Origin of the sequence: Vibrio sp. 10N.247.310.17 (assembly GCF_041466605.1) — a bacterium.
In the GTDB taxonomy this organism is placed as follows: Bacteria; Pseudomonadota; Gammaproteobacteria; order Enterobacterales; family Vibrionaceae; genus Vibrio; species Vibrio tasmaniensis_A.
The window spans coordinates 1-10959 of the sequence record NZ_JBFSTC010000124.1; the positions used below are offsets into that span (position 1 = coordinate 1).

Consider the following 10959-nt stretch of genomic DNA (forward strand, 5'->3'; position numbering starts at 1 on the left):
CCTTGGAACTTCAAACACTGACAAGTCGCCCCGTGGGTTCGTGGGGCGGATACACTATTATCGCTGGACAATAAGTTTGAAACTTTTCTACGTCCCAAAGCGTGTGTCTAGGTACTACCAGAATCCAATACTGACCATAAAGATCAATTTGCCTCTAGTTATCTCTTCATGAACTTTCGGGCGGTGCTTAAAATTGACTAAAACTTCATACTCTTGCCCAAAATCAACATTGTCACCAAATGGACCTATAATAGCCTTTACATTTGTATCAACTGGAACCTCGATTACACATATTTTTATGGGCTTCGTATAACCATTTTTCAATGCGTGGTAAATCGCGATGTAAGGAGACAAAGTTGTAGACACAGGTTTGGTCCAGTCATCATTTTCAGAACAGACACCGCGAAACAAAATCTGACCTTTGGCTAATGAAAGACCTTTCTCCTGTATTTCCATATCTAAATTAATGAAATCATCGACATTGAAACCTCTATAGTTTCTCTGAAATAGTTTAAATATCGGGGTATCACCGTTACTGGCCATACTCTCTTGCCATTGATTCAAAACATTTGAACTTTTAAGGAATTCTTCATACTTAATACATTCATTAGGTTTTTTGTGGGTACTAGGGTCAATGTGATATCCATAAAGCCCTGAAAACATGCCTAAACAACTTTCCAGACTACCGTCCCAACCAAGTAGCTCAACATCAAATTTATCTATGAGTACCCCTCCATCGAAAAATATAAAGCACTTAAAAGTCACCTTGTTAACTAAACTCAACCAATCGAATAAGCTGGCGACTAGGTAAACTAGTTTGCCATTCGAGTAACTACTTCCTTATATATATGTCCATATCCCTCTGAACCGCGTCTCAGTAAGTAACTAAAATCTACCGGTCTTGTATCATAAACTTCGAATGTGTCATGAAAAGCGCTATCGCGACCAACAAATACTTTCTCCAAACAATCGTCAAACTGATCAGCAGTGATGTCGACAACAATAGTTTCATTCACCGTTAACCAAACATGGTTATTTTCACTGTACTCGCATTCCGGAGATGGACGTTTGCCGACTGACTGTACAACGTTAACAGCATATTTTTCTCTCAAATAGAGTCCCAAAATTACACTAGATACCTCACACGAACCTGAAGGAAACCTTTGAAGCTCAACATCAACATAGGTTGACTCTGAAACGACCTTCTTAATCACTTTCCGGACCAGGGTGGCCACTGTTTTTAGTTCTGATACTTGCACTTAATCTCCTTATCAATCATTAGCTAATTCCTTATATTGGGAATTATTCGCGATTGAATTTCGTCTATGTTGCGGTCATCAAATATAAAACTCAACCAATATCAATCTATGATGTGTGTCGAAAGATAATATATTTGAAGAGATCAAGAACTATCACTATCATAATTGCCATTCTTTATAATATTTTCAGTTAGTTAGAAAAGGAACTGGTGAATGAGAAGCGTTGTTAGTGATGATAAAATCACGGATTTTAGGGAGTTAGTGAACTCAAACTCTAGCTTTGTGTATCAAATCTACAAAGATAAAGGCGGTAAGAACCTTTTTAACCTCGTTTGCTCTGCTATGGATTGGATCACTGTTTCTGTTAGGCACTTAGAAAATGCACCTGAGTTTGACAAGAATATAGATAGTAGATGTATGCAGGTCTACTCTCTTATCTCTTCAATAGACCTCATTTTCGAGTCAATCAAACAACTCCATCGAGTGTTTATGAATGACAATAAAGATCCGTTTCATGGTGAAAAGAAATGCTTCAAAGCTCGCCTCTTCCCTAATGAAGATGACAATAATTACTTTAAAACTATCAGGGCGTGTTTCGGTGCTCACCCAGTAAATCTTAATCAAGAGAATTCAAAGCGATTCGCAAGTTGGCCATTTACAAGCAGTTTCAACACTGGCGACCTGAGTGTTCATTTGTACAGTCGAGATGTGGGCAAAGAGGACTTAACGTTAAACCTGAATATCAATGAGCTGTTCGAATTTCTCAAGATACGATATGAGTACCTAGATGTTATCGCTGATAGGATTGAAACGCTGTTTGTTGAGTACCAACACAAACTTTCAAAAGAAAAAATTGAGACTAAACCTGATCCTTTAGAACAACTCTATGTTCTTCGCACTGAGTCAGAAAAAAGATTAGATAACGAAGACTATAATGGAGAGATTGATGACCTCATTATGATTTTTGAAGCGGAAGTAAATGACGCTGACCTTGTACCATTAGCTGATAAGTATAAAGAATCCCTCCTACCTCTGATTGAAGAGATTAAGACGAATCTACAAGAAATGAACATCGTTGACCTAGCAACCATTAGTGTACTGAGATTAAGATCTGACCTTAATAAAGAATTACGATACGAACTCGGAAAGTTCTACACTTGGGTTCACAGTGGTAGGTATGATCCGCTACTCGAATACTATTTTGAAAGGTTCGACGCTTCTACTGATGGTAAGTTCAAGTTCACCAAAACTGATGACATCAAACTTGCGTTTCTTAAAACAAAACTTATGCTCACTGAAAGGTGTGAATAAGTTGGCTTTGCCCTTTTCTTTAGCTGCTCAATACTTTTGAATATCAAAGTGACCTCAACATTACTGTTTCAACTTTGGACTGTATCTCATTAAGGGGCAAAGCCTTCTCAGAACACTGCTAAACCAAAATGGCAAACTCGCTCACGCCACTTGAACGGGAAAATCAAGCATGAAAGGTTAATGCTTTAACTGCACTCAAACTTACTATCATAAATGCCCCCTAGTGTATCGTCGGTTGAGTGTTAGGCAGCGAGTTCAGGTTGTGTTCAATTTGTTCAGCATCCGACATCTTACTGGCGATGTAGTGTTGGGTCCCCTCTTGTCGTGTTATCGGATCGATATTGATGATTTTGAGGTTGCCTGGAATGATGGCAGTACCAAATTTGGTAGATAGGTATTCGAGCTTATGAAAGATTTGAATCACTGCGGCTGCACAGTTGAGGGGCTTAACCTCTTCGAGATAATAAGTGTAGTGATCGAGAGGATTGCTGCGTTCTGTATGCTTTTCACAATATGCCTGCATGAGCTCCATAGTTAACGCACCAGTACCGCAAAATGGTTCATAGACCTCGTTATCATTGAGCCCCATCATTTGCTCTAAAAAATCGTCATCTTGATGATTGTTGATTCGTTTCGTCTTTGTATTCACACCTAACTCAATCAGAATGTCCCCGATTGGATCACTGTACCCATTAAGCATTGCATTGCTTAACAACTGTGCAAGCTCTACCACCCCATCTTGTACTGATTCTTTAGAATCTAACCTTGTAGTCACTTTGTGTTGATTAGTATGCGCAAAGGCCCAATAGAAGACAAAATCAGAGAAGGATTTGGAATGGCTGTCATCAAGGTTCCAACTGGTGATGATATTCAGTGCTTGGTTGATCGTGTCCTGTTTATTCATGTGCGCTAACCCATTTAAGTTCTTGATAGTCGGTTAAAACGGTTATGCAACATACGAATGCGGATTTAGGAAGTATTTCAAAGAAATTGAAATTTAGGGCGAAGCGAGATGGCTGGATGTGTCAAAGCGGATGGAAATGGTGGATGAAAAGCCACCCGATCGGGTGACTTTTCATCTTAACTACAAGGTATGCAGCTACTTATTCAGGTAACGTGTCGAGAAACACATTTTACCTCCTAAGTCTTTTAAGCGGCCATCGAGTTCTTGACGACGCTTTTTTTCAGCTTCACAACTTTTGCAGGTTCCCATCTCACGCTGGCCATGTTTAGTGGTGCGCTTGACGTGCCAAAATTCTTTAGTGAGCGGAAAAAAGTGATTGCATAAGGTACATCGTTTTTCAATACCAATGGCAGTCAATTTCATTTTTCCTAGCTGAGAGTTTTTACGCAAAATGTTGTCAGTAATTGCAAAATGGCAGGTGTCTAGTGACATCGCGATATTGGCAATTGGTACTTCAAACTTTTTGGCAATTTCATTTATCGGCATATCTTCTTTGGATAACGCTTTAATTAAGATATGGTCGGTATCATCTAAATAGGTTGATTCCACGATAGATTCCTCCAATTTTGAGGGATCTATCCCTATGAGGGAAGATCCCTCACGGGTAGTGGTGGGTTGTATCAAGGTTTGGGGTTAAATGAAGTAACCTTGATATGGACAGCTCTCAGAAGCAGGGTAATCACTGTATTGCTTACCTTTTCTGAAACTGAATTTTAATGGGTATTTAACTGGTGCTAATTGCAGGTCAGTTCTCAAATGCGATGGGAGATCGTTTGGTCTAATTTCCTCGCCGTTCACGATAATGAAATCGGAAAAAGCTTGGAATTGGGTAAACTCGCGTTCAAGCAGTGCAGGGTTCACCTGTCTTAGCACATCCAACTCATTCTCTTTAATGAATAGATGGTTATCGTATTCAAAAGAGTCCAAGCCAAAGGCCAATTTTATCCCCAGAGTTCGGAGTTCATCGTCGTCGTATGAGTTCGTGACTGTCGTTGGCAAATTATGTTTCGCTAACCATGTATAAGCATCAACCCCTCCGAAAACACCATAACCTTCATAAGCCGGTTCATATATTGGGTCTTCGTTGTTTGGTTGGAGCATGTACACTGGACGACACTTCTCAGTACACGTATTAAAGATTGACTGTTTTGTGTCAGCGGTTTTGAAAGAAAAAAAGCCCATAATGTGTTCCTCTGCATAAGCTGGTTAACCTATGAGGCACACAACTCCCCTACGGGACGTATGCCCCAAAGGGAGTAAAAGGAAGATTCCTTTAAGATTGGTTACTTCGTTAAGAAGTCAGCAATAATGCTCATGGCATCTTGCGTATTTTTGATGACTGCTGCGGCGCTAGTGTCTCCGTGGTCCGAAGCGTCATACCAAATATCAGCAACAGCGCCATCTTGAAGAGCTTCAACCTCAGTTTTAGGCACTGTGCCGAGAAATGATTTCAAGATGTATAACGCTGAACTGTGCAATGTATCTGCACGGTCAGAAATCATCTTTTCAACCAACTCTGCGCTGATGTCTTCAACGGCTTCACACTTATTGTCTTCAATGAATTCGAGCAACTTGGCTTTATCATCGAGCAATTCAGAATCAATAACTTCACTAAGGTACGCGCCAGCGGCCTCAAGATAGAAGTATTTCGATGCTGTTAAGTTGTCTAGAAACTCCAAAACGGATCGAGGGGCTTCAACATCTTGCGATGTAGGTGTTAGTTCATTCATGGTATACCTCTTGAAATGAGGGGACCGCCCTAATGGGTATCGGACCCACAGGGGGTTAAGCTATAAATAGCTTCGCAATTAAGTCAGCTAGACTGATTATCCCTAAAAGAAATCCAATCAAACCTAAACGAAAGGAAAGCTTTACATTGAGATCTGGGAACGTCCAAAACCATCTTGTAATGTCCCACCAGTCAGCTGTATTCACAGACAAACGAACGTCTTTATTAAAGGTCACACCAAGTTCATTTACACCATCGTAATCGATAGCAATATATTCCTTGTTCAGCCCTTTAATCTTGCCGCCATTACCCATGCAATATCGGATTATCCATTGACCATTCTCTTTGTTGGTGATTCGAATTGCCGTTCGTCTTTTTAGCTTTAAGCTTCCAAAACCAACACGACTGTTTTCGAATCGAACAATTGAATGAGACAGGCCAGAGTCTTCATCAGGCAAACGCAGAACACGTTGAGCAATCATAAAGCTGTGACCATCGTGTATTCGACGACATGGACGTTGAATATCTAAAGTTTTGCGATTCATCAGTTTGCCTCCGTCAGTTCAATCGAACGCTGAATACAAAGAGACATAAACGCAGCCATGACTGGATGATTTAGATCTTCGAACCAACGTTGCCATGACTTCCAGCTAGAGTTTTCATCTAAGCTACATTCCGCAAGAGCAGAAGAATGCACGCAAGCATGGCTCAGTAATTGAGTGACTTTGCGTACCAGTGTTTCTTGATATCGAATACCCGTCACATCGAAAGGAAGTTTGCACGAAAGCTGTTCGGCTTCTTCGGTTTCAATCGGAAAGATATCGTCATTTTTTATCAAGAACGCTTGATGACTTGCTTCAAAACAAAATGTCACGAAGTGTGGATTCACGCCTTTTCCAATTGGAAACAAGACACTGCCACAAGGCTTTACAACCCAGAGAAATTGGGTGGTTGGGTTATCACGGCGAGTACGATTCAAGCTACGCGCATCAGCTTCAATATCATCAATCGCAACGATTGGTAATCCGAAGGGTTTTGCTGCAGTTAAAAGCATATCTGAAGTGATCATATTCAGTTCCTCCAAGAACTATTAAGGTTTTGAAGGGACAACTTCCCACAGGGAAGAAAGTCCCTGCTAATGGGTAAGGTGTAAGGGGTTGAGCTATATAGCTCTTTGCTTGACTAGACCTAGACTCGGGCTAGTCGTGCTGAATGCACGTTTGCCAAAAAAACGAATCGATAGTTCTTGAAACAGGTACATTTCAAACATCGACTCAGGGCTAAATGAGCAATATAACTTGCGAGTACCAAACCAACTTCTTTCCATGATGTCAGCACCAAAGCTGGATACCATCGATTCAAACTGCTTGAGTTTGTACTGATCTTCCCAGGTTGTAGGTTTGACGATCCAAAAAGACATGGAATGACAATAAGGCATAGCCTCATAACTCACTGCTTGCTTGAATGCCAATCGTAATGATTTAAGCCAGCCTTCAGGGGTTGCCCATCGACCATTAGGCTTTAAATCGCCACTTTCAACACTTCGGCACCATTCACATCCGTATTTTTGGAATAGTGAATATTCAGTGTCGACACCGCAATACATCCAATCTCGGGTGCGCTTTCCTGACTCTGTATCAACACAATTGGACGGACCAATTAAGAGTTGAAGCATGTACAAGTTATCCGTTGAGATGATCTTGAACCGTCTGAAAAGTTCGGCATCGATATCGTAATCGCTCATAGTTGAACAATTGATATTGAAATGTTTGAGTAGGAAATCTTTCTTTTGTTGACTTACTACATCTGCAGGACAGAACGTAGCAAATTTCTCATAGATGATTTCATATGACATAAGGGTTTCCTCCATAGGAATTGGGGATACAAGTTCAATGTCTTTGATTGACGTTGAGTTTGTTGGGGTTATGGGTAATTAAGGTAGTTCGATGTCAATGTCTGATTGCGAATCAACGCAACAAACAAGTATTTCACCGTCTTGCTTATATCCAATAGGGTCATTTAAGTAAGTAGGAGTGCCAGTAGCTTTGAGACGACAAGCGCCACAGTAACCATTTCGGCATTCAGAATTTACTTTGTATCCAGCTCTTTCTAGTGCGACAAGCGCCGTACAAGAATCAGTTGGAATGGGTGTGTTGTTAACTCGCATAATAAACCTCGAATAAATCTCCAGCAGGCATGCAAATACCAAGAGAACGACCGTTGTCCCATTGCATATGCAATGTTCCCATGTCGTCGATACGCTTGATTTGACCAAGTTCTCCTGCATCAATTGGGTCAATATCGTTCATGTGAATCATCTTGATGACGTCACCAGGTTTAAGCGATTGCTTGATTGTTTCAGTAGTCGGGACAAATAAAGTCTCAGCCAGAAACCAGCAATCTGTAGCGAAGTTATCGTGGTATTTTGAATCTAAAAGAAATGGCACATCTAATAATCCATTTGATGTAGTTCGGAAATGTTCACGGCCAGTAAGCTCAAGAGAGGCGTTAATCCAACGAACAGCGCATTGCGCGATTTGTAGGTCCAACGGGTTATCGTTACAGATATAGCGGGTCATAGAAGACGTATAGTTTGCTAAAGCTGCATCAATGATAGAGTTGCGCATGGTAATTCCTCCAAGGAATAAAGGAACAAACGCAACCTATGGTAATAGGGTACGAACTGTTCCCTATGGGTAGGTTTTTGTGACTTGGGTATTAAAGTCAATGGGGACATGTCATAAGACAAGAGGATATTGCAACAGCATCCTAACTGGATGAGGAATAATCACTTTAATAAAGTGATAAATTTCTCGGGTAAATCAATTACAGTTAACACGAATTTCATCGTACTTTTGGCAATTACTGGCGGTATTTTCCGTGTTTACGAAGTACTTGTGTTCTAGTGACCTAATGGCTGAGTAGTAACCTTAAGGTTGATTTTCGTTTTACTGTGCCATCCTTAATTGGCACAACGGCTTTCACTTGCAATAAGCTCCACCCTAACCGCTCTGACTCTTCAAGGACGATGCATTCATAGGAAGCCTCAACTTCACTCAGTGCATTGGCCATATCAGAGAACTTTAGCTCGGACAGCCCTTCAATGTTTTTACCATCAACCGTGTACCAAGACCCAGTGACCATAAGGTTCTCCTTCAGTGATTTTATTTATATCGTTATACAGCAACCGTGCATTGTCTTGAGCTTTTTGCGTTTAGACCAATCCTTGAGCGACCTAAAAGCAAAAAGCCTCCCCGAAGGAAGGCTAATGCGTATTTAAGCAACATCGTTAAATTCTCTATCGAGAAAACCAACCGGTGTAAGCTTGTTTTTGGCTAAGTATCCGATGAAATTCTGATATCCAGAATCACACCATTCATCAAGCCAATCTTGTGATTTTGCCAATTCCTTGATGGGACTCGGTGGAGATGCAATGGTCACTTTGCAGTGATTCATATTTTTCTCTACACGTTCCTTCAAAGAGATGGCAGCTCTGTCGCCTTCCGGCATGTCTTTTCCTTGTGTAAGGCGATCTTTGTCTTTAAAAATAACCAAATCGGTTACTTCGAAAGGAATATCGATCAGCTCCATCAAGGTAGAAGAGATACCTGACCAAACAGGAATACTCTCAGCATGCTGGCAAGCCAAACAGGTTTCAGGACCTTCTCCAACACCTAACACAATTCGTGTATTGCCCATTTCATCTTTGCAGATTAAAGGCATACCAAACTGTATTGATGCACCGCGAGGATCCTCTATTGGTGACATTTGCATCTTAGGGTTATCAAGCAACGGTGATTTATCTGAGCCATCGTCATTCAAAAAAATTCGATGAAAAGCAATCGCCTCACCTTTCAAATTTTGAATGTATAAAACAATGCCTGGTAAATACACTTCGTTGCTTTGTGAGTCCCACATTTTAAGTTGTGAGTGAAACCCAACGTTGCAAGGTATTTGAATGTCACCTAATCCGCGAGATATTAGATAGTTCATACCTATTTCAGATTCAGTGACAGCAAATGCCTCATGTTCAACCTTTTGCAAAATCCATAGGCGTTTGCTTATATCTGCAGGATTAAGAACAGCTTTCTCTTCTTTTTGAGCGGCTACGGCTTTCACTTCTCGTTGAGAAATGTTGTCTGTAGACTCCCCCAAAATATCTAAGATAATGTCCATCGCCTTCGATTTATTACAATTTTCAAGCCAAGCGACCATATCAATACCATCACCAATACGACCCTTACCATTGTAATAACCGCCACCAGACTCGTTCCAATCTTTGTACAAGCGAAAGACAGTTTTGCCTTTGCCAGTGAATGGATCTGGTACAGCTTTAGAAACACCATTTGAAGACTTTCGCATCGCCTCAGTTAGTTCACCGTAACATTTGAACACTGAGGACCAGCCACCATGACGCATCACTAACGCATGTACATCTTGGATTTTTGATCTTCTGTAATTGCTCATTTTGACCTCCTAAAAGGGACGCTCCGAAGAGCGTCACTGTTACGTTTAACTAATTTCAATCGATGACAACAAGTTCTGTTGAATCATGTCATCCAACACAGCGGGAAGGTCATCAGCATCACGTATCACTTGATAATTTGGAATGCCTCCGTACCTTGATTCGCAAATATTGATTGACGCAACATCAATCCCTTCGGCTTTACATTGCTCTACCTGACTTTCGACAGCATGTGTATCAGCTGGACACCCATCGGTAACAACAAGTAATTGCTTTCTGCTTGCCAAATCGAGCTTTGTAAACTCTTGACGAGCAGCTAAGACAGCCTTATTGGTTTCAGTACCATCACTAGAGTCAATACCGATTCGCGGATAGCATTGCATCAAAGGTTCATTGAATGACTTTCCAACATAAGCCATCGTATTGAAATACAAGACTGATACTGGTACATCCAACTCTTCAAGTGCAGCTGCAACCGATAAGGCGGCTTTCTGGGCAATGTCTAATCGACAGTAGCCAGTTCGATCTCCAGACTCATTTGTAACAGGCACACCCATTGAGCCAGAAATATCAATCGCAATAACGAATGAAGATTTATGAGTCTCAACGATATCCTCTGTATAGAAGATTCGACTGTTACCAGCAGTTACACCCGCAAGTAAATCACAGTCAAAATCACTACCAGATTCATCGTACATGATGGGTACAGCCTCTTTAGCCCACATCTGCGATTCGATAATACGTTTAATCGCACGAGCACCAGAGTTGATACTGCTTTGGATTGGCATTGATAACATTCGCCCATTTAGCTCTGGCGTGACGTTATAGTTACAAATGTCCTCATAGGATGCCGGATTCACTGAAGCATGTTTATTGATCGCTTGATCGATAAGCTCATGAAGATCGGCCAATGCTTCACCCAAGCGCTGAAAATCTTCATCACTGAGTGGGTTACGGGTTGAAGAGCCTTGAGAAGCGCCCTGACCAGCTGAACCGGAGTCCTGACCATCTGAGTCATCATCTGAATCCGAACCGGAGCCCTGACCATCTGAATCATCGTCTGAATCCGAACCGGAGCCCTGACCATCTGAGTCATCATCTGAATCTGAACCGGAGCCCTGACCATCTGAATCATCATCTGAATCTGAACCGGAGCCCTGACCATCTGAATCATCATCTGAATCTGAACCGGAGCCCTGACCATCTGAATCATCATCTGAATCTGAACCGG

General features: G+C 41.3%; 15 protein-coding genes. 1 reads left to right on the top strand and 14 read right to left on the bottom strand.

The window, feature by feature from the left end; genetic code table 11:
- Window positions 1-114: 114 nt before the first annotated feature.
- Entirely contained in the window at window positions 115-783 is a 669-nt protein-coding gene (locus tag AB6D80_RS22685) for a hypothetical protein (RefSeq protein WP_372189672.1), read from the bottom strand.
- Window positions 784-812: 29 nt separating this feature from the next.
- Window positions 813-1259 (bottom strand): hypothetical protein, encoded by a 447-nt coding sequence (locus tag AB6D80_RS22690; RefSeq protein ID WP_081231389.1) that lies wholly within the window; start codon window positions 1257-1259, stop codon window positions 813-815.
- Window positions 1260-1472: 213 nt separating this feature from the next.
- Here AB6D80_RS22690 and AB6D80_RS22695 point away from each other — a divergent pair, with 213 nt between their 5' ends.
- A complete protein-coding gene (locus tag AB6D80_RS22695) occupies window positions 1473-2570 on the top strand; it encodes a hypothetical protein (protein WP_372189674.1) in 1098 nt (365 codons plus the stop codon).
- Between the two features lie 220 nt (window positions 2571-2790).
- On the opposite strand, the gene AB6D80_RS22700 is transcribed toward AB6D80_RS22695, so the two are convergent.
- The 12 genes from AB6D80_RS22700 to AB6D80_RS22755 all read right to left on the bottom strand — a co-directional run.
- Complete coding sequence (locus AB6D80_RS22700; protein ID WP_081231387.1) at window positions 2791-3474, bottom strand: hypothetical protein; 684 nt, start codon at window positions 3472-3474, stop codon at window positions 2791-2793.
- 195 nt (window positions 3475-3669) lie between these two features.
- Window positions 3670-4083: a hypothetical protein gene (locus tag AB6D80_RS22705; RefSeq protein WP_081231386.1), complete on the bottom strand. Its 414-nt coding sequence runs from the start codon at window positions 4081-4083 to the stop codon at window positions 3670-3672.
- 84 nt (window positions 4084-4167) lie between these two features.
- Window positions 4168-4716 carry a hypothetical protein gene (locus AB6D80_RS22710; RefSeq protein ID WP_154724110.1) on the bottom strand — a complete coding sequence of 183 codons (549 nt, stop codon included), beginning with the start codon at window positions 4714-4716 and terminating at the stop codon, window positions 4168-4170.
- Window positions 4717-4817: 101 nt separating this feature from the next.
- The gene (locus AB6D80_RS22715) at window positions 4818-5264 is read right to left on the bottom strand and encodes a hypothetical protein (protein ID WP_081231384.1); all 447 of its coding nucleotides are present in this window, start codon (window positions 5262-5264) and stop codon (window positions 4818-4820) included.
- 55 nt (window positions 5265-5319) lie between these two features.
- Window positions 5320-5808 (bottom strand): hypothetical protein, encoded by a 489-nt coding sequence (locus tag AB6D80_RS22720; RefSeq protein ID WP_081231383.1) that lies wholly within the window; start codon window positions 5806-5808, stop codon window positions 5320-5322.
- Window positions 5808-6332, bottom strand: a complete 525-nt coding sequence (locus tag AB6D80_RS22725; RefSeq protein WP_081231382.1) for a hypothetical protein — start codon at window positions 6330-6332, stop codon at window positions 5808-5810. Before AB6D80_RS22725 ends, AB6D80_RS22720 begins: the two co-directional genes overlap by 1 nt.
- 93 nt (window positions 6333-6425) lie before the next feature.
- The gene (locus tag AB6D80_RS22730) at window positions 6426-7118 is read right to left on the bottom strand and encodes a hypothetical protein (RefSeq protein ID WP_081231381.1); all 693 of its coding nucleotides are present in this window, start codon (window positions 7116-7118) and stop codon (window positions 6426-6428) included.
- Window positions 7119-7196: 78 nt separating this feature from the next.
- Window positions 7197-7430 (bottom strand): 2Fe-2S iron-sulfur cluster-binding protein, encoded by a 234-nt coding sequence (locus tag AB6D80_RS22735; protein WP_081231380.1) that lies wholly within the window; start codon window positions 7428-7430, stop codon window positions 7197-7199.
- The gene (locus AB6D80_RS22740) at window positions 7420-7890 is read right to left on the bottom strand and encodes a DUF4314 domain-containing protein (protein ID WP_198595718.1); all 471 of its coding nucleotides are present in this window, start codon (window positions 7888-7890) and stop codon (window positions 7420-7422) included. Before AB6D80_RS22740 ends, AB6D80_RS22735 begins: the two co-directional genes overlap by 11 nt.
- 283 nt (window positions 7891-8173) lie before the next feature.
- On the bottom strand, window positions 8174-8407 hold the full coding sequence (locus tag AB6D80_RS22745; RefSeq protein ID WP_081231379.1) for a hypothetical protein: 234 nt from the start codon (window positions 8405-8407) through the stop codon (window positions 8174-8176).
- Window positions 8408-8539: 132 nt separating this feature from the next.
- Window positions 8540-9730, bottom strand: coding sequence for a toprim domain-containing protein (locus AB6D80_RS22750; RefSeq protein WP_081231378.1), 1191 nt, complete (start codon window positions 9728-9730; stop codon window positions 8540-8542).
- Window positions 9731-9775: 45 nt separating this feature from the next.
- Window positions 9776-10959: hypothetical protein (locus AB6D80_RS22755; protein ID WP_372189676.1), on the bottom strand; the 1184-nt coding region annotated here is incomplete at its 5' end.

What these genes read in the sequence shown, in the direction of transcription:
- AB6D80_RS22700 (WP_081231387.1), bottom strand. Translation starts at nt 3,474, where the DNA reads ATGAATAAACAGGACACGATCAACCAAGCACTGAATATCATCACCAGT.
- AB6D80_RS22720 (WP_081231383.1), bottom strand. Translation starts at nt 5,808, where the DNA reads ATGAATCGCAAAACTTTAGATATTCAACGTCCATGTCGTCGAATACAC.
- AB6D80_RS22715 (WP_081231384.1), bottom strand. Translation starts at nt 5,264, where the DNA reads ATGAATGAACTAACACCTACATCGCAAGATGTTGAAGCCCCTCGATCC.
- AB6D80_RS22735 (WP_081231380.1), bottom strand. Translation starts at nt 7,430, where the DNA reads ATGCGAGTTAACAACACACCCATTCCAACTGATTCTTGTACGGCGCTT.
- AB6D80_RS22695 (WP_372189674.1), top strand. Translation starts at nt 1,473, where the DNA reads ATGAGAAGCGTTGTTAGTGATGATAAAATCACGGATTTTAGGGAGTTA.
- AB6D80_RS22745 (WP_081231379.1), bottom strand. Translation starts at nt 8,407, where the DNA reads ATGGTCACTGGGTCTTGGTACACGGTTGATGGTAAAAACATTGAAGGG.
- AB6D80_RS22725 (WP_081231382.1), bottom strand. Translation starts at nt 6,332, where the DNA reads ATGATCACTTCAGATATGCTTTTAACTGCAGCAAAACCCTTCGGATTA.
- AB6D80_RS22730 (WP_081231381.1), bottom strand. Translation starts at nt 7,118, where the DNA reads ATGTCATATGAAATCATCTATGAGAAATTTGCTACGTTCTGTCCTGCA.
- AB6D80_RS22740 (WP_198595718.1), bottom strand. Translation starts at nt 7,890, where the DNA reads ATGCGCAACTCTATCATTGATGCAGCTTTAGCAAACTATACGTCTTCT.
- AB6D80_RS22710 (WP_154724110.1), bottom strand. Translation starts at nt 4,716, where the DNA reads ATGGGCTTTTTTTCTTTCAAAACCGCTGACACAAAACAGTCAATCTTT.
- AB6D80_RS22750 (WP_081231378.1), bottom strand. Translation starts at nt 9,730, where the DNA reads ATGAGCAATTACAGAAGATCAAAAATCCAAGATGTACATGCGTTAGTG.